The following is a 17,894-nucleotide window of genomic DNA, read 5'->3' as shown; positions in this document are numbered from 1 at the left end:
GGGAGATCAGGACATGTTTGTCGAGACAGGCGCGATCAACGCCCCCCGCATGCATTATGAGCAGGTCGTACATAATGCGCTGGGTGTCGTATGGAGGCACCGGCGGCTCGTCACGGGAACCGTCGTGGTTGCCCTGGCCGCCTTTCTGGTCGCATTCATGTTCATGGCATCGCGATACACCGGCGAAGCCATCATTCAGCTCGACTTCGTCCGCAACGAAAACATCGCCGGCGAAAGGCTGCAATCGACAGCAGCCGTCGATGCGGCCGCCGTCGTGGACAGCTCGGCGCGCATCATCCGGTCGCGCGGCACCGCCAGCGCGGTGGTGTCGGCACTGCGGCTCGATCAGGACCCGGAATACACGCGCCCGAGCCGCCTGGAGCGGGTGTTGTCCCATGTCGGGCAGTACTTCGGGCCTCATCCCGCGACAACGCCGCGCGAGCTCGCGATCACACATCTCATGAAGCAAATCACCGTCACCAACGATCCGCGGTCTTATCTGATCTCGATCGCGGTGACCACGTCGGACCCGGAGCGCGCGGCCAGCCTGGCGAATTGGGTTGCGTCCGAATATCTGCGCGGGCGGCTGCGCGCACAGGCGACGGAGGGGTACGCCGCGGCCGAGCGGGAATTGGCCGGGCTTTCGGCCGTGTTGGGCCCGCGTCATCCGACCTATCTCAGCGCCCAAGCCAAACTCGAACGTCTGAAGCAGGTCATGGAGGGCGCGGAGAAGGATGCCGCGCTCGACAACCAAGACGGCGCGCCGGCGCATGACGTGGTCAGGTTCGCTGCGGGTCAAACGCTACTGCCCGCGGAAGCCGTGATGATACCCTCCGGTCCCAACGGTCCGCTGCTGTTCGCGCTGACGTTCCTCGCCGCACTGGTGCTCGGTGGTCTGCTGTCGTTGCTCGCCGAAAGACGCCGCTAACAACAACGGTCCGCCCGTCCGGGGGCCCTTGCAGAGGTTGGCTCCCAACGACTCCCGTTTGGTCCGGAGCTCCCGTCGTTCAGCCGCACGCGGATGCAAATGGAGGATAGATCGGTCAAGCCCGGTCGCAGTTCGCGCGACGTCCCGCTGGGGTAACCCGGCGGGACGTCAAGCGGGAAGGCGTCAGCTATTTGCGAAGCCGGATCGCCCCGTCGATCTTCGAGTTCATGCCGCCGTGGGCGTGGCCGTTCGTGAGTGGCACTTCAAAATACTTCACGGCGTGGTCGAGCGTGCCGAGTGGCGCCGGCTGGCTCGCTCGTGCGATCCTGGGAGCTTCCCGCTTCAGCGGGAGCGGCCGCTCGGCATCATTGGCTTGATGCGCAGAGCCGTTGCTTTTCGGCCAGGCCGCAGGCCGATGGTTCAGGCCCCAGATCGCGGCCTGGGTCCTGTTCTGCACCCGGATCTTGCGAAGGATCGCCTTGATGTGAACCTTCACCGTGGCTTCGGCGATATTGATCTTGCGTGCAATGCACTTGTTGGAGTCGCCTTCGATCAGGCACTGCAGAATGGAGACTTCCCGCGGCGACAATTGCCGAGCAAGCCGGTCATCGGCCTCCGCGACGGCACGATCGTCGTCGATCGGGGCCGGCGCATCGTCTGCGTCGTGTTCTTCGGCATCGAGCGCGGACGTCAGGAAGGCCGGCGGGAACACGGTCCCGCCCATCATGACGAGTTCGATCGACTTGATGAACGCGTCGCAATTCATCACGTCGATGAAGTATCCGGTGGCGCCGGCGCGAAGCGCGGCAGCGAGGTCGCTCACACGATATTGATCGGCGACGACTGCCACGCGCCCGTCGACGTGACGACGTTTGAAGGATTCGATCTGCTCGATTGTCGGGCGGAAATCATCGCCGGTATGAACAATGAGGAGCAGCAGCGGCTGGCTGGTCGGAGCTTTCTGATGCGCGTCGCCGCCAAGCAAGCCGTCGGCATCGGATATTGAAGCCAGGACTTGAAAACTTTCCGAATTCAGAATTCTGGCAAGACCTTCTTTGCGAAGACTATTTTCACCAACAAGCACAATGGAAAAAGGATATCGTCGTCTCATGGAAACTCTCCTGGACGCTACAATGAAACAATGGGCTGATCGGTTGAATCCGGTTCATGTTCGGTGATTGGTTCCGCCCAGTTAAAAACAACGTCGTATGAAAAATCCGCCTTGGTCGTTTGAAGCAGCAAATCTGAGGACGAAAAGTCCCGAGCCCACTCTGAAAATATTTAAGAATGTTAGATGCTAATCCCCAATATCCCTATATACCTTTGGTTATAGGCATTGTTTGCATGCCGACCATAATATGAAAGCCGCTGGTGTAGCCCGGATGGGCCATGGCTGCCTGTCGAGGGTACTCGCCCGGGGTGAGTTGGGCCACCGTTGCGATTATGCGTTGTCGGAATAATGCTTCTCCGCGTGCGTTGGCCGTAGATTCCCGGATGCCCGCGACAACAAAACCTTACTGAAAAGCCTCATATTGGAGTAGCCTGATTAAGGAACGCGGGGCGCCGAGCCGAACTGGAGGGACGTGAGGGTTGGTCGTAAATGCATTTCAGTCGTGTGGTTATTGCGAGTAGATTTCCAGTTGTCTTATTGGGTTTGAACTGCCTGCTCGAAGCAGAACATGATTTCAAGGTTGTCGCTCGTTGCAACGATGGTGCGAGCTGTTTCGAGACAATACGAAGCTTGGCGCCCGATATAGCCATTTTGGATATGTCGATGCCCGACGTTCTGGGGCAGGCGATGCTCGACGTCGCAAAGGCAGGGACGGCTGCTGCGCGGCTCGTATTCCTCGCCACCTCGGTCGAGGATCGCGACCTCGCCGTGTTGGCGGCAGCGGGGGCCTATGCCGTTATCCTGAACGACGAGGAGCCGGAGACGCTCGTACAGACGTTGCGGCAGGTCGCGGACGGCCAGAAGATGTTGCCGCCGCCCGCGTGCGAGGAAGCGCTCTCTTGTGCGCAAACCGCAATGCCGGAGAAATATCTGGCGGTGCTGACCGACCGCGAGCGTCAGATCATGAGCCTGGTGTCGGAGGGCTTGTCGAACAAGGAGATTGGCCGCCGCCTGAAGGTGGCCGACGGGACAATCAAGGTTCACTTGCACCACATCTTCCGCAAGCTCGAGATCAGCAACAGGACAATTCTCGCCACGCTCGTCGTCTCGCAGGCCGGGCCGGGCGGTCTGCCATCCAGCTGATAGGTGGTGCGGCACGCGTGACGAACGGCGCGGCTCGGCGAATGCGCTCCAGGGTCGGGTGCATGACCAGACGAGTTGACGCTTCTTATCGCCCTTGTCGCAGTGATCCTCGTCAGCGAATGTCCGCAGGTGCAGGTCGGAGATTCTCCAGCAGGAAGCCGGTCACGCACTCTCGCGACGGGTGCCAAGCCCCTTGGGCGGATCCTGAACGCCATAGCTGCCGAACGCGGCCGCGGTCTCGGCAATCTCGGCTTGGCTCAGGATGACCGGTCCGCCGATTGCCAGCGTGAGATAGTACTGCCGGGCGATCGTCTCGAGCTCGACTGCCAGCCACATCGCCTTCTCCAGCGATGCGCCGGTTGCGATCATTCCGTGGTTGGCAAGCAGGCAGGCGGTCCGGTTCTCCAGGGCGTTCAGCGCATTCTCGGACAATTCCTTGGTGCCGAATCTGGCATAGCCGGCGACGCGTACGTTCATGCCGCCGAACGCCGCCATCATGTAGTGGCACGCCGGAATCTCCTTGCGCGCGATCGCCAGCACGGTGGAATAGGTGGAATGGGTGTGAACGATGCCTCCGACTTCGGGACGCGCCTTCATGATGTCGAGGTGAAAGCGCCATTCGGTGGAGGGCTTGAGCGGTCCCTCCCATGATCCGTATTCGCCGTCGATCGGCATCGCCGCGATCATGTCTGGAGTCAGCGAGTCATAGGGCGTCGCGGATGGCGAGATCAGCATGGTGTTGCCGTGGCGCGCCGAGATGTTTCCGGACGTCCCCTGGTTCAGTCCTGTGGCGTTCATCCAGCGGCATTTCGCAATGATCATCTCGCGCAGCTGAAGTTCGGTGTCGGTCATCGTTGGTCCCTGGCGGTTGGTGCGGCCGGCGTTTAGAATTTCTGCCGGGTCGGCGTGATGCAGATTTCCTGCACCAGCGCGTTCTGTGGAAGGTTGTAGGCGTCGAGAATGAGGTCTGCGACATGTTCGGCCCCGATGCCGCCACCGATCGCGGCCTTGTTGGCTCTGTAATTGGCAAGGGTCACCGGGTCCTTCACGCCGTCAAGCACTTCGGTCTCGATAATCCCCGGCGATATCACGATGACGCGGACGTCATACGCCGACAGATACTCGCGGAGGCTCTCGGACACGCCATGAACGAAGAACTTCGTTCCGCAATAGACCGTATGATCGGGATAGACCTTGCGCCCGGCGATCGAGCTCATCATCACGAGCGTGCCGTGCCGGCGCGCCATCATGCCCGACATCACGGCGTGGACGCTGTTCATCACGCCATTGACGTTGATGGCGATCATCTCGTCCCAGTCGGCCGGGTCCTGCTTGCCGATGTCGCCAAGCCTTGCGATGCCGGCGTTGGCGAACATCATGTCGACGGGGCCGAACTTGGCTTCGGCTTCGCGCACCGCCGCGGCCAGCGCCGCGCGGTCGCGCACATCCACCTGTCGGCAGATCGAGTTGGACAGGCGCATGGCCTCCAACCGGTCGATCCGCCGGGCCATCATGAGCACAGGGTGGCCGGCGGCAGAGAAGGCGCGGGCGGTTGCCTCACCAATCCCGGAGCTCGCGCCCGTCACGGCGATGAGCGGCTTTGCAGTCATGTCACGGCCCTCCCGCTAGATTTCGCCTTGCGCAAACGCGGCCAGCGTGCCGGCATCCGCGGCGATGTCGAGGAATGAAAAGCGGTTGCGCATTTCGCGGCAATGGATGATGGCCTCGTGATAGAGGTCGATCGGCACGCCGAGCTCGGCGGCGGTCGTGGCGCCGCCGGCAGCCGAGAGCAGCCGCTTCATCTCGTCGACCGGAATGGTGAAGCCTGCCAGCTCGCGGCGCAGCGCGGGCCAGGTCTCCTCGAGCTTGCGGTTGAATGCGATGGCGCCGTCAGCGTCGAAGGCCTTTCGTTTGAGCTCCGCAAGGCACTGGGCTGCGACCTCGTCGCCGAAGCGGCGCGCCATGTCGGTTGCATCGATCAGTGTCGCCTGAACGGAGGGCGGCTGATCGCTCGACAGCATGTGCTGCTGCAACCGCGCCATGCTCAGGGATGCGATGCCCACCTGCTGGCCGTGCAGGCTGCCGGGATGCCGGTTGCCGGCGAAGCAATCGATATAGTGCGAAATCTGGTGCTCGCCCATCGAGCCATGGTGCGACATGCCGGTGAAGGAAATGCCGAGCCCGCACAATGTCAGCACGCGATAGAGATAACCCATGGCTTCGATGTCGCCCTTGGGCAGATTGCCGGCGCGCTTGTTGAGCTCGATCTCGTCGGCGGCCTGGATCGTGTAGGGTTCCTGGAAATAGGCCGTGCCCAACAGCCGGTGCGACATCCACCAGTCGTTCTGCGCGACCGAGCGCGCCAGGCAGTCGGCAAAGCCGGATGCGGCGAGGAAAGCCGGCGCCGCAGCGGATACCGCGAGGTCGACGAAGAACCCGGACGGCGTGTGCGATGGCAGCGACACCTTCAAGCCGCTGTCGAGCGTCAGCGACGCCGTCGACGAGGTATATCCGTTCATCGACGCCGCGGTCGCGAACACGCAATAACGCCGCCCGTCGAGACCGGTGACGTATTTGCAGAGGTCGTTGACGGTGCCGGAGCCGACCGCGACGACGGCATCGAAGCCGCGCAACTCCTCGGTCAGGCCGCGAACTTCGACCATGTCGGCGTGGGGCTGCTCCATCACGATGGTCCTGATCGGGCCGAGCTTGCGCAGGGCTTTTTCGACGCGCGCGCCCATCGCCTCGTAAGTCGCTTCATCGGCGACCAGCGCCAGGCGCTCGCCGAGCGCTAGGGATGCGACCAGGTCGGCCTCGCGACCGTCGAGGCTGTCCTCGATCACGATGGAATCGTAGGGCACCTTGATCTGTGCGCCGGTCAGCGGATTGGTCCAGCGGCCAGCCACCATATCGTCAATCAGAGCGGTCCAGTTCTGCTTCGGCATCGACAACATCCCGCGCCACATCTTCGGTGTCGCGCCCTGATCGTGACATTTGACAAAAGCGATTGGCAATTAAGCGAGACAATTGACAAATGTCAACTCGGTGTGCATTTTGTACAGAACGTCGAAACTGGATCGTCGATGACCCGGACGCTGCAACGCCAAGTGACCCCGCCGCGGATCAAGCGCAGGGCGCTGTCGATTCCCGCCGAGTTCGACAGCGATCCCGTCGTATGGGCGGCGTGGCTCTATTACGAAGAGGGCATGACGCAGGAGGAGGTCGCCGATCAGCTTGGCGTCTCGCGCGCGTCGGTGGTGAACTTCCTGCAGGAGGCCCGCGACCGCAACATCGTCACCATCGCGGTGTCGTCGCGGCATCTGCAGACCATCGGTCTCGCGCGCGAGGTCGCGGACGCCTACGGGCTGACCAATTGCCTTGTCGTGCCTGATGATGGCGGCCGGCTGCCGGTGCATGAGCGGATCGGCATGGCCGGCGCGCGGCTTTTGATCGAGCGGTTGCAGCCCGACGATGTGCTCGGGGTGTCCTGGGGGCGCACGGTGCAGGCGCTGTCGGCGGCGCTGCCCGAAATGAAGCTTCCCGGCGTCACCGTCGCGCAGATCACCGGCTGTTCGATCGGGACGACGGAGTTTTCGCCGGAGCTGTGCACGTCCAACATCGCCACCAGGCTCGGCGCGCGCTGCGTCAACCTGCACGCGCCCGGCATCGTCTCGACCGCCCAGATCAAGCGCTTGTTCGTGCAGGAGCCGGCGCTGGTCGAGACCTTCAGGATCATCCGCACCAGCAACAAGGTGCTGTTCGGTGTCGGCAGCGTCGACGATGCCGGCACCGCGATGCGCAGCGGCTACATGTCGCCGGAGAACATCGGGCCATATGTCGCGCGCGGAGCGGTCGGCGTGGTCAGCGGGCGCTTCATCGATCGCGATGGCAAGCCGCTGCTCGGCGCGCTCGACAACCGGATGATCGGCCTGACACTCGACGAAATCGCCGAGGTGCCCGAACGGATCTGCATTGCCGGCGGCGCCGACAAGATCGACGCGGTGTTCGCCGCGCTCAACAACAATTACGCAACCATCCTGGTCACCGACGTGGCAACGGCGAGAGCGCTGGTGCCGCGCGCGGCTCGATCGTCCCGAACCGGAGTGCCGCGCCGGCCCTGAAGACCCCGAGAACGAGGCGAACCGGCCGCAGAGCCCGGCGCCATGAGAAAAAAGATGCGCGAGGAAACGTCTATGGTTTCGAACCAGGTACCTAGTCTGGCTGTCGACGTGCCGGTATCGGAGACGCCGCGCCGCCGTGCCTGGCCGCGATTTCTGACCTCGGAGCACCCGTTTCCGTGGCTCGCGCCGATCACCGCGCTGATCCTGGCGTTCGGTGTCTATCCGTTGCTCTATGCACTCTGGCTGTCGTTCTTCAAGCGCAACCCGATCACGCGCCTGAATGTCTTCAATCCCACCTGGAATTGGGGAAAGCTGTTCGCCGACGACCGGGTGTGGGGTGCGATCGGCCACACCTATCTGTACACCGTCACGGCGCTTCTGATCGAGCTTTGCCTTGGGCTTGCCATCGCGCTGCTGCTCGACAGTGATCGCAAGGGCTATGGGCTGCTGCGTGCGCTGATGACGTTGCCGCTCGTGGTGCCGCCTGCGGTCACGGGCATGATGTTCCTGCTGATGCTGGATGGATCCTTTGGCGTGATCAGCACCGGCCTGGTGTCGCTCGGCCTGTGGCCGCCGCAGCATCCGATCCTGGCTTCGGGGAGCACGGCGCTGCTGGGCGTCCTGCTGGCTGATATCTGGCAATGGACGCCGTTCATGGTCCTGATCATGCTGGCGGGGCTGCGTGCCTTGCCGAAGGAGCCGTTCGAGGCCGCCGCGATCGATGGCGCGACCACGAGCCAGGCCTTCTTCCGGCTGACCTTGCCGATGCTTTCCAAGATCATCGCGCTCGCAGTCCTGATCCGCGGCGTCGATCTGTTCCGCATCTACGACTACGTGAAGGTGATGACGGATAGCGGGCCGGGCACCGCGACCGAGACGCTGACGTCCTACGCCGGCACCATCTACTTCAAGAACGCCGACTTCCCCTATGCCTCGACGATCTCACTGTTCACGCTGCTGCTGGTGATCGTCACCTCGAGCCTGTTCATCAAGCTGTTCAAGGTGCGGTTCTGATGCAGGAAACATTCTGGCAGAAGCGATTGCGTGACGTGGCCGCGGTGCTCGTGGTCGGCATCTTCATGTTCCCGCTGTTCTGGTGGGCGTTGACGTCGTTCAAGCCGACATCGGCGATCTTCGACAAGGACGGGATCGTCTGGTTCGACTTCAAGCCGACGCTGGTGAACTATCAGGTCACCATGCTCGGAAAGTCGCGGGCTGAGCTTGCGATCGAATCCGGCAATACCTTTGGAGTGGGCGGTGCGAGCTCCTACGACAGCCGGCAGACCATCATCGATTCCCTGATCGTCGCGATCGGTGCGACCGCGCTGACGGTGCTGCTGGCGGTGCTGGCGTCCTACGCGCTGTCACGGATGCGCTTTTACGGGCGGCAGGCCTATCTGAACTGGATCCTGTCGCAGCGCTTCATGCCGCCGATCGCGATCATCGTGCCCGTGGTCTTCATGTTCCACTACATGTCGCTGCTCGACACCCGGCTTGGCCTGATCATCGTCGATACGCTGATCAACCTGCCGATTGCCGTGCTGCTGATGAAGTCCTTCTATGACGACGTGCCGGTCGACGTCGACGAAGCCGCCATGATCGACGGGGCTTCGCGCTTGCAGATATTCTGGCGCGTCGTGCTGCCGATGGTGAAGGGCGGTGTCGCGGCGACCGCCGTGCTCTGCTTCATCTTCTCGTGGACCGAATTCCTGCTGTCGCTGTTCCTGACCAACTCGATACGGACGCTACCGGTCAAGATCACGACCTTCGTCACCTCGACCGGCTCGGAATGGGGATTCATCGCGGCTCTCGGCACCACCGCCGTGATCCCGAGCTTCATCTTCATCCTGCTGGTTCAGAAGCAACTTGTCCGTGGCCTGACCCTCGGATCTCTCAAGGAGTAGGCGCGCGGATCGGGACTACAAAGTCAAACAAAACGTTGGGAGGAGTATCTATGAGTTTCAAGAAGTTCGACCAGCAGACATTCATCGTCGATAGCGCCAACGCCTACACCAACAAGCAGATATCCAAGCGCGAATTCCTGCGCCGGATGGGATTGGCGGGCGTCGGCTTCTCCGCCTTCGGGGCCGGCATGCTCGGCAACCCCAGGGGCTTGCGCACCGACAACATGCTCACCAGCGCGGCCTATGCCGAGGGGCTGCCGGACAATCAGGCCAAATGGCTGAAGGACGTCGGCAGCAAGTTCAAGGGCGCCAAGATCCGCTACTCGACCGAGTCGACGCCGCCGTCGGTGATCCTCAACCAGATCAAGAAGGAGTTCACCGATCCGACCGGCATCGAGGTCGAGGTCGAGATCGTGCCGCTCGAGCAGGTGCTCGCCAAGGCGACGCAGGACGTGCAGGGCCAGCTCGGGTCCTATGACCTCTATTATCTCGATCAGTCCTGGATCTCGATGTTCCAGCCCGACTGCGTCGATCCGGTGGCCTACTACAAGGACAAGCCGGAACTGGCGATGCCGGATTTCGATTGGGACGACTTCTCCAAGCCGCTGGTCAAGAACGTCGCCCAGGTCGAAGGACAGTGGATGGGCATTCCGTTCGACATTCCGATCTTCACGCTGATGTACCGCAAGGACATCCTCGAGAAGCACAAGATCGCGGTGCCGACCACCTACGAGGATTTCCTCGCTGCCGCAAAGCAGATCACCGAAGCCGAGAAAGGCAACGGCGTGTTCGGCACCGGCCTGCAGGCCAAGTCCGGCCACTACTCGCTGGAATGCGACTGGAGCCAGGCGGTATGGGGCCATGGCGGGTCGATCTTCAACAAGAACAAGAGATTCTCGGGCAATGACGAGCAGGGCGTTGCCGGCTTGAAATGGTACCAGGAGCTGCTGAAGGTCTCGCCGCCGAACTCGACGGCATCGACCTGGGACGGCCAGTTCGAGATGATGCATTCGGGCCAGGTGGCGCTGGTGCAGAGCTGGGATGAATTCTTCCCGGGTCTCGACGCCGACGATTCCAAGGTCAAGGGCCTGTGGGAGCCGGCGAAGCCGCTGACCGCCAAGAAGCTGCGCTCGCCGTCGGATGCCGGATTCAACGAGCAGCCCAATCTCGGCCATCAGGGCGGCTCGTGCATCTCGCTGTCGAAATACTCCAAGAACAAGGAAGCGGCGTGGATCTTCATGCAGTGGGGCTGCTGCAAGGAGATCATGACGCGCTGCACGCTGCTCGGCGGCTTCGCACCGATGCGCAACTCCTCGTTCGCCGATCCACGGGTCAAGGCGAAGGCCAAGGTCGGCGCCGGCACCACGCGGCACCTCGAAACGGTGAAGTGGGTGATCGACAATGCGATGGCGACCGAGCCGCACATGGCGCTGTGGGCGGGCCTGTCGACCAACGAGATCCCGACCGAGCTCGGCAAGCTGCTCACCGGCCAGGCCTATGGCGGCGACCCGCAGAAGTGCATGGATGCCCTGGCCAAGGACATCGATGCCAAGGTGAAGGATGCCGGCCTGCTCTAGGGGCCCGCACGACAAGAACTTGCGAAGGCGACCTCGGCCGCCTTCGCGTCTTGTGGAATGAGGCGGCATGACCAAGGATCTGGTGATCGGTATCGACAGCTCGACCTCGGCGACCAAGGCGATCGCCTGGGACCGCAGCGGTCGTGCCGTCGCGGAAGGACGCAAGGCGATCGGCCTTGCCAATCCGCAGCCGGGTTATTTCGAGCAGAACCCGGACGAGTGGTGGGATTCGACGGCGGCCGCCTTGCGCGGCATCACCGACCAGGTCGGCGCCGGCCGCATCGCGGCGTTGGCGATCTCCAATCAGCGCGAGACGTTCAGTGCGTTCAGCGAGGACGGCACCGCGATCAGGCCCGGCATGACCTGGCTCGACGAGCGGGCGCGGCCGCAGGTCGTGCGCTTCGGCAAGTCGTTCGGGGCCGAACGCGTCCATGCGATTTCCGGCAAGCCGCTGGACGTGTTGCCGTGCCTGTACCGCATCATCTGGATGGCGGAGCAGGAGCCTGACATCTTCGCGCGCACCGCACGGTTCGCCGAGGTTCACGGCTATCTGACGCATTGCCTGACCGGTCAGTGGCGGACATCGACGGCGTCAGCCGATCCGACCGGGCTGCTCGATATGACGCGCAACACCTGGTCGGTCGAGATCCTCGATGCCGCAGGCATTGCCGCGGAAAAGCTGCCGTCGCTGGAGCGGCCCGGCATGCGGATGGGTGAGGTCACGCCGACGGCAGCCGCGTTCACCGGTCTGTCCGCCGGGACGCCGGTCATCTCCGGCGGTGGCGACGGCCAATGCGCCAGCACCGGCGCCGGCGTCACCTCGCCGGGCAGCGCCTACATCAATCTGGGCACGGCCGTTGTCTCAGGCAGCTACGGCCTCAACTATGCCTATGACCGCGCATTCCGCACCGAGAAAGCGGTGTGCGACGACGGCTACATCTACGAGCAGTGCGTCCGGACCGGAACGTTCCTGGTCGACTGGATGGCGCGCGAGATGTTCGGGATCGATCCGGCGGCGCAGCGCAGCACGTTCAAGGCGCTCGAAGCTGAAGCCGCAACATGTCCGATCGGGGCGGGGGGCGTCGTGGTGCTGCCGTACTGGCTCGGCTGCATGACCCCCTATTGGGACCCCTATGCGCGCGGCGTCATCGCCGGGCTGTCGGGCTCGACCCGGCGCGGCGCGATCTATCGCGCGTTGCTGGAGGGCATCGCGCTCGAGGTTGCCGCGCAAGCCGAGAAGATCGCGGCGGTGACCGGCGGCGAGATCGGGCAGTTCTCGGCGATCGGCGGCGGGTCGGACAGCGATCTCTGGCTGCAGATCCTGGCCGATGCCTCGGGGCGTCCGGTGTCCCGCTCGACGGCACGCGAAGCCTCGTCGCTCGGTGCTGCGATTGCCGCCGCCAAGGGCTGTGGCTGGTATGGGACCATTGCCGAGGCAACCGCGGCGATGACACGGCCGCCGGCCAGGATCTTCCAGCCTGTCGCGGCCAATGTCGCGCGCTATGCCGAGCTGCGCGCCATCCACGCCGACCTCTGGCCGAAGATGCTCGATTGGAACGCGCGCCTCGCGGCGTTCGCCGAGGGCGCGCCCTCATGAAGCCGATCTCGTGCTTTCCCGCGGAGACCGCGCGTCGGATCGTCTGCGTCCTGACCGATATCGACGACACGCTGACCACGGACGGCCAGCTCTCCGCGGCCTCCTACGCCGCGCTGGAACGTCTGCGCGCGGCCGGCCTCGCCGTGGTCCCGGTCACCGGCCGGCCGGCGGGTTGGTGCGACATGATTGCGCGGTTCTGGCCGGTCGACGGCGTGATCGGGGAGAACGGCGCGTTCTACTTCCGGCACGATCCGGTCGCGCGCAAGATGGAGCGCAAGTTCATTGCGAGCGAAGCCGAACGCGCCGCCAACCGGCACAAGCTGCGGGCGCTCAGTGAGCGGATCCTGTCCGAGGTGCCGGGAGCTGCGATCTCCGCCGACCAGCTCTACCGCGAGGCGGATCTTGCGATCGACTTTTGCGAGGACGTGCCGCCGCTGCCGCGCGATGCCGTCGACAAGATCGTGTGGCTGTTCGAGAGCGCAGGCGGCATCGCCAAGGTGTCGTCGATCCACGTCAACGGATGGTTCGGCCGCTACGACAAGCTCGCCATGACCCGGATCTTCCTGCGCGACAGGCTGGGCCTCGATCTCGATGCCGCCAGGGACCGCATTGTGTTCTGTGGCGACAGTCCGAACGACGCGCCCATGTTCGGGTTCTTTCCATATGCCTGCGGTGTCGCGAATGTCCGGGACTTCGAAGGCGCGATGGCTGCAACGCCGGCCTTCGTGGCCAACAAGCGGGGCGGCGAGGGCTTCGTCGAGATTGCGGAGCACATTTTGTCGGCGCGGGCGGCTGCGTAGCGGAAGGGTTCAGTCATGGCATCGGTCACCATCAATAGCGTACGCAAATCCTATGGCGGGTTCGAGGTGCTGCACGGCATCGATCTCTCGATCGCCAACGGCGAATTCGTCGTGCTGCTGGGGCCGTCCGGTTGCGGAAAATCGACGCTGCTGCGGATGATCGCGGGTCTCGAGCCGATCACGTCGGGCCAGATCAGCATCGGAAATGTCGTGGTCAACGAGTTGCATCCGAAGGACCGCAACATCGCGATGGTGTTCCAGAACTACGCGCTCTACGCGCATTTGAGCGTGTTCGACAACATGGCGTTCTCGATGCAGCTCAAGAAGGTCCCGAAAGAGGAGATCCGGCGCAAGGTGGAGTGGGCCGCGTCGATCCTCAATCTCACGCCTTATCTCGACCGCCAGCCGCGGCAGTTGTCCGGTGGTCAACGCCAGCGCGTGGCGATGGGCCGTGCCATCGTGCGGGATCCCTCCGTGTTCCTGTTCGACGAACCGTTGTCGAACCTCGACGCCAAGCTGCGCGTGCAGATGCGAACCGAGATCAAGGAGCTGCACCACAAGCTGTCGACCACGACGGTCTATGTCACCCACGACCAGATCGAGGCGATGACGATGGCCGATACCATCGTGGTGCTGCGCGACGGCCACATCGAGCAGATCGGCAAGCCACTCGACATCTACGACCGTCCGGCGAACCTGTTCGTCGCCGAGTTCATCGGCTCGCCGTCGATGAATTTCCTGTCCGGCGAGGTCGCCGCCGAAGCGGGCCGGCTGGTTGTGCGCGCCAACGGCGTCTCACTGCCCTTGCCGCCGGGCGCCAATGTGACCGCGGGGCAGGTCGTGAAGTACGGCATCCGGCCCGAGCATCTGCGGCCGGATACCAGCGGCGCGGGCATCCCGGCCAAGGTGTCCGTCGTCGAGCCGACCGGTCCCGAAATTCATATCTACGCGGATATCGGAGGACAGGAGATCTGCGCCATCACACAAGATCGCCTCGAATTGGCGCCTGACGATCCGATCAGCCTGGTTCCCGCACTCGACCGCATCCGCCTGTTCGACCCGACCACAGGCAAGGTCATCAATGGGCCCAACGAGACCCCGTCGCGTACCCTGATGCGGGCCTAGCTCGAGCGCCGCGGCCGCGCGGGCGTCACCAAACATAAGAAGCCGGAGGAAAACATGGTGGACTACGTCATCGTCGGCGCAGGCTCGGCCGGATGCGTCTTGGCGAACCGTCTGTCAGCATCCCCGGACAGCAAGGTCGTGCTGCTCGAGGCCGGCGGCAGGGACACCAATCCGTTCATCCATATGCCGGCGGGATACCTCGCGCTGATGAAGTCGGGCAGCGTCGACTGGCACTACCACACCGATCCGCAGCCGCATCTGAACGACCGCATCCTGTTCTGGCCGCGCGGCAAGGTGCTGGGCGGATCAAGCGCGATCAATGGCATGGTCTATATCCGCGGCCATGTCTCCGACTACGACATGTGGGCGCAGCTCGGCAATCGAGGCTGGTCTGCCGCGGACTGCCTGCCTTATTTCATCCGCTCGGAAGGACGCGAGACGGGAGCCGACGCTTATCACGGCGGCGATGGCCCATTGCTGACGAGCAGGATGAAGGAGATCACCCATCCGCTGACCAGGGCATGGTTCGAAGCCGGCAAGCAGGCCGGATTTCCCGCGACCGACGACTTCAACGCTGCGGACCAGGAAGGCTTCGGTCCGGTCGACAGCACCATCGGTGACAACCGGCGCGCCAGCGCGGCGCGGTGCTACCTGCATCCGGTCATGAGCCGTCCGAACCTCCAGGTGATCACCAAGGCGCTGGCGTCGCGCGTCCTGGTCGAAGGCGGCCGCGCCGTCGGCGTCGAGTATATCCGGAACGGCCAGCTCCACACGCTGCGGGCCGAGCGCGAGGTGATCCTGTCGGGCGGCGCGATCAACTCGCCGCAACTGTTGCAGCTGTCGGGGATCGGCGATGGCGATCATCTGCAATCGCTCGGGATCAAGGTCGTCCACGAGCTGAAAGGCGTCGGCCAGAATCTGCAGGATCACCTTGCCTGCGGCGTCAAGCAGCGCTGCACCCAGCCGATCTCGTTCCTCAAGCACACCAAGCCGCTCGGCGCCACCAAGGCCTTCATCCAGTATGTGCTGACCAGGACGGGGCCGGCGACGTCCCATGGACTGGAGGCGATGGCGTTCCTGAAATCGCAACCCGATCTGGTCGCACCGGATCTGCAATATTTCTTCGTTCTGTTGATGTATAGCGATCACGGTCGCCAGATCACCAACGAGCACGGCTTCATGGCCTACTTCAACATCGCGCGTCCCGAAAGTCGCGGCACGATCAAGATCAGATCGGCGGATCCGCGGCAGCATCCCTCGATCCAGCCGAACTATCTGGAGGCACAAAAGGACAGGGCCAACATGCGCGACGGCATCAGGATCGGCCGTGACATCATCGCCCAAAAGGCGTTCGACCCGTATCGAGGCGAAGAATATGCCCCCGGTCCTCGCGCGAATTCAGATGCAGACGTCGATGCCTATGTGCGTCAAACCGCCGAAACCATCTATCATCCGGTCGGCACGTGCAAGATGGGTTCCGACCCGCTTGCCGTCGTCGATGATCGCCTTCGCGTCCACGGCATCGAGGGATTGCGGGTCATCGACGCGTCCATCATGCCGCGATTGGTTTCTGGAAACACCAACGCACCGACGATCATGATTGCGGAAAAGGCCGCGGACTTCATCCTCGGCCGGCAGCCTCTCGCGGCGAAGGCGAGGCTGATGGAGGTGCAATAGCTGTCCGCTGATGCCGGCAGACCTTCACCGAAGGTCAGCTTCGCTTCAGATAGGCCGCCAGCATCTTGCGTGCGTCGTCGCGTCGGCTGGCGCGCCACGCCGGGTCTGCAAGGTCGCTGGCGAACATCGAAGACAGCGTGTGGACGTTGGTCAGATGAAACTGGCTCAACGCAGCGATCATGACGTAAAGTCGCAGCGGATCAATATCGGGGGCAAGCGCGCCCTCGGCGACACCGCGCGCCAGCAGGCGCTTGGTCATCGATAGAACCGGCGAGGACATCTCGTGGATGCGCGGCGACTTCTTCATGAAGCGCGCCTTCAGCAGGTTCTCGGTCCGCAGCAGGCTCACGAGGTGGCCGTTGCGTTCGAAATGCCCGTTCATGAAATCGAACAGTTTCAGCAGTCCCTCCAGCGGATCGAGATGCATCACGTCGAGCGTGAGCTCTTCGGTTCGCAGCGCGCTGAGCGCGCTTTCCAGGGTTGCGACATAAAGCTCGGACTTGCTGCCGAACAACTCGTAGATGATCCGCGGGTTGGCGCCGGCTTTCTTGACGATCCGGGTGATGCGGCCACCGGCATAGCCATGTGCGGCGAACTCGGCCGTCGCCGCGCGCAGGATCTCCGCACGGTTCTGCTCGGCGGAGCGGCGCGGTCGCCGCCGCGGCTTTGGATTGTGATCTGCGCTGGAGGAGAGACGTTCGGTCATGTCAGTCTGCTGGCCGTGAATGGAAGCGCCCAGGCGCGGGCGCCATCGAGCAGCGCACGGTCGTGACCGGCCGGGGCGACGATCGACAGGCCGACGGGGCAGCCATCGACCAGGCCAACGGGAACCGTGATCTGGGGCAAGCCGGCGTGACCGGCGATCGAGGTCAGCGCCAATGCCCTTTGATAGAAGGCGCCGATCTCCTCGCCGCCGGCGTCCTTCCGCAGGGCAGGCGAGGGTGCCGTTGGGATCACCAGCGCTGTGCCATCCGCAAGCTTCGCCCGGACGCGCGCCGCGAAGGCCGCGCGAATCGGCGTCCAACGTGCGACCTCTGCTGAGGTGATGGACGCTGCGTCCGCAAAGCGCGGGGCGATGTTATCGCCGAAGGCCGGCTTCGTTGCCGTGATCCAGGCGCCCAGCTCGCGCCAGATTTCTGCTCCCTGAAGCACCCGGTAGCATTCGCGCCAGTCGTCGCCACGGTCGTCAAAGATCGTAATCTCGTCGCTGACGCCGAGCTTTGCGCAGGCGTCGCGCATGACCGCGCCGACCGAGCCATCGGCCAGCTCGAGCGCGTCGCGCACGGCGATCAATCTGGTGATGCGCGGCGGCGCGGTCATTGGCAGCAGGACATCGCCGACCGCGGCGAGCGTTGCGGCTTCGCGCGCGAGCCAACCGATCGTGTCGTAGGACGGCGCGAACGGGACGACGCCCGCCAACGGAATCGCGTTGTGGGTCGGGCGGAAGCCGAACAGGCCGCAGAAGCTCGCCGGCACGCGCACCGATCCGCCGGTGTCGGTGCCGAGTGCGAAGTCGACCAGGCCGGCGGCCACCGCGGCGGCTGAACCCGACGATGATCCACCGGGGATCCGATCCGGGCAGGCCGCATTCAGTGGCGTACCGTAATGGGCATTGACGCCTTCGAGGCTGAAGGCGAGTTCGTCGGTCACGGTCTTGCCGCGCAATGAAGCGCCCGCGGCCAGAAGCCGGTTCACGGCCGGTGCCGAGCCTGCCGCCGGCGGATGCGTGCGCTGCCAGTCAGGGTTGCCGCCGCCGGTGACATGGCCTGCGACATCGATCAGGTCCTTCGCTGCGAAGGCCAGGCCACGCAGTGGCCCGGTGGCCGTCGGCTCCAGCGCAACCGGTGGTCCGGGAACGAATGCGCCGATATCGGCGTCCGGTCCGCGTCCCGTCGTGTCGGCCGTACCCAC

16 protein-coding genes are annotated in these 17,894 nt (G+C 63.8%); 10 read left to right on the top strand and 6 right to left on the bottom strand.

Translation table 11 applies throughout. From position 1 onward, the window contains the following. Positions 1 to 13 precede the first annotated feature (13 nt). Entirely contained in the window at positions 14 to 928 is a 915-nt protein-coding gene (locus ACVW17_RS31610) for a hypothetical protein (protein WP_456755514.1), read from the top strand. Between the two features lie 187 nt (positions 929 to 1,115). Here ACVW17_RS31610 and ACVW17_RS31605 read toward each other — a convergent pair whose 3' ends face one another. After that, on the bottom strand, positions 1,116 to 2,039 hold the full coding sequence (locus ACVW17_RS31605) for a LuxR C-terminal-related transcriptional regulator (protein ID WP_456755513.1): 924 nt from the start codon (positions 2,037 to 2,039) through the stop codon (positions 1,116 to 1,118). A 489-nt stretch (positions 2,040 to 2,528) separates the two neighbouring features. Here ACVW17_RS31605 and ACVW17_RS31600 point away from each other — a divergent pair, with 489 nt between their 5' ends. Then, positions 2,529 to 3,182, top strand: coding sequence for a LuxR C-terminal-related transcriptional regulator (locus ACVW17_RS31600; protein ID WP_456755512.1), 654 nt, complete (start codon positions 2,529 to 2,531; stop codon positions 3,180 to 3,182). A gap of 162 nt (positions 3,183 to 3,344) precedes the next feature. Here ACVW17_RS31600 and ACVW17_RS31595 read toward each other — a convergent pair whose 3' ends face one another. From ACVW17_RS31595 to ACVW17_RS31585, 3 genes are read right to left on the bottom strand one after another with little or no spacing between them, the layout of a single operon-like run. Next, positions 3,345 to 4,034 carry a class II aldolase/adducin family protein gene (locus ACVW17_RS31595; RefSeq protein ID WP_456755511.1) on the bottom strand — a complete coding sequence of 230 codons (690 nt, stop codon included), beginning with the start codon at positions 4,032 to 4,034 and terminating at the stop codon, positions 3,345 to 3,347. Positions 4,035 to 4,066: 32 nt separating this feature from the next. After that, positions 4,067 to 4,792, bottom strand: coding sequence for an SDR family oxidoreductase (locus ACVW17_RS31590; RefSeq protein WP_456755510.1), 726 nt, complete (start codon positions 4,790 to 4,792; stop codon positions 4,067 to 4,069). A 15-nt stretch (positions 4,793 to 4,807) separates the two neighbouring features. Beyond that, positions 4,808 to 6,127 (bottom strand): iron-containing alcohol dehydrogenase, encoded by a 1,320-nt coding sequence (locus ACVW17_RS31585; protein WP_456755509.1) that lies wholly within the window; start codon positions 6,125 to 6,127, stop codon positions 4,808 to 4,810. A gap of 138 nt (positions 6,128 to 6,265) precedes the next feature. Here ACVW17_RS31585 and ACVW17_RS31580 point away from each other — a divergent pair, with 138 nt between their 5' ends. The 8 genes from ACVW17_RS31580 (at position 6,266) to ACVW17_RS31545 (ending at position 15,983) form a co-directional block, all read left to right on the top strand. Next, entirely contained in the window at positions 6,266 to 7,303 is a 1,038-nt protein-coding gene (locus tag ACVW17_RS31580) for a sugar-binding transcriptional regulator (RefSeq protein ID WP_456755508.1), read from the top strand. A gap of 72 nt (positions 7,304 to 7,375) precedes the next feature. Further along, positions 7,376 to 8,317: a carbohydrate ABC transporter permease gene (locus ACVW17_RS31575; RefSeq protein WP_456755507.1), complete on the top strand. Its 942-nt coding sequence runs from the start codon at positions 7,376 to 7,378 to the stop codon at positions 8,315 to 8,317. Continuing rightward, complete coding sequence (locus ACVW17_RS31570; RefSeq protein ID WP_456755506.1) at positions 8,317 to 9,207, top strand: carbohydrate ABC transporter permease; 891 nt, start codon at positions 8,317 to 8,319, stop codon at positions 9,205 to 9,207. Before ACVW17_RS31575 ends, ACVW17_RS31570 begins: the two co-directional genes overlap by 1 nt. 50 nt (positions 9,208 to 9,257) lie before the next feature. Beyond that, complete coding sequence (locus ACVW17_RS31565) at positions 9,258 to 10,784, top strand: ABC transporter substrate-binding protein (RefSeq protein WP_456798258.1); 1,527 nt, start codon at positions 9,258 to 9,260, stop codon at positions 10,782 to 10,784. A 67-nt stretch (positions 10,785 to 10,851) separates the two neighbouring features. Continuing rightward, positions 10,852 to 12,381: an FGGY-family carbohydrate kinase gene (locus ACVW17_RS31560; RefSeq protein ID WP_456798257.1), complete on the top strand. Its 1,530-nt coding sequence runs from the start codon at positions 10,852 to 10,854 to the stop codon at positions 12,379 to 12,381. Continuing rightward, a complete protein-coding gene (locus ACVW17_RS31555) occupies positions 12,378 to 13,181 on the top strand; it encodes an HAD-IIB family hydrolase (protein WP_456755503.1) in 804 nt (267 codons plus the stop codon). The genes ACVW17_RS31560 and ACVW17_RS31555 overlap by 4 nt, the downstream gene beginning before the upstream one ends. Positions 13,182 to 13,196: 15 nt before the next feature. Beyond that, complete coding sequence (locus ACVW17_RS31550; protein WP_456755502.1) at positions 13,197 to 14,306, top strand: ABC transporter ATP-binding protein; 1,110 nt, start codon at positions 13,197 to 13,199, stop codon at positions 14,304 to 14,306. A 54-nt stretch (positions 14,307 to 14,360) separates the two neighbouring features. Further along, a complete protein-coding gene (locus tag ACVW17_RS31545) occupies positions 14,361 to 15,983 on the top strand; it encodes a choline dehydrogenase (protein ID WP_456798256.1) in 1,623 nt (540 codons plus the stop codon). A 34-nt stretch (positions 15,984 to 16,017) separates the two neighbouring features. Here the strand turns inward: ACVW17_RS31545 and ACVW17_RS31540 are convergent, their stop codons facing one another. Both ACVW17_RS31540 and ACVW17_RS31535 read right to left on the bottom strand, forming a co-directional pair. After that, positions 16,018 to 16,689, bottom strand: coding sequence for a TetR/AcrR family transcriptional regulator (locus ACVW17_RS31540; protein ID WP_456755500.1), 672 nt, complete (start codon positions 16,687 to 16,689; stop codon positions 16,018 to 16,020). After that, the gene (locus tag ACVW17_RS31535; protein WP_456798255.1) at positions 16,686 to 17,894 is read right to left on the bottom strand and encodes an amidase; all 1,209 of its coding nucleotides are present in this window, start codon (positions 17,892 to 17,894) and stop codon (positions 16,686 to 16,688) included. The genes ACVW17_RS31540 and ACVW17_RS31535 overlap by 4 nt, the downstream gene beginning before the upstream one ends.

It is taken from the genome of Bradyrhizobium sp. USDA 4473 (assembly GCF_054063335.1).
This window is presented reverse-complemented; position numbering and strand designations above follow the sequence as displayed.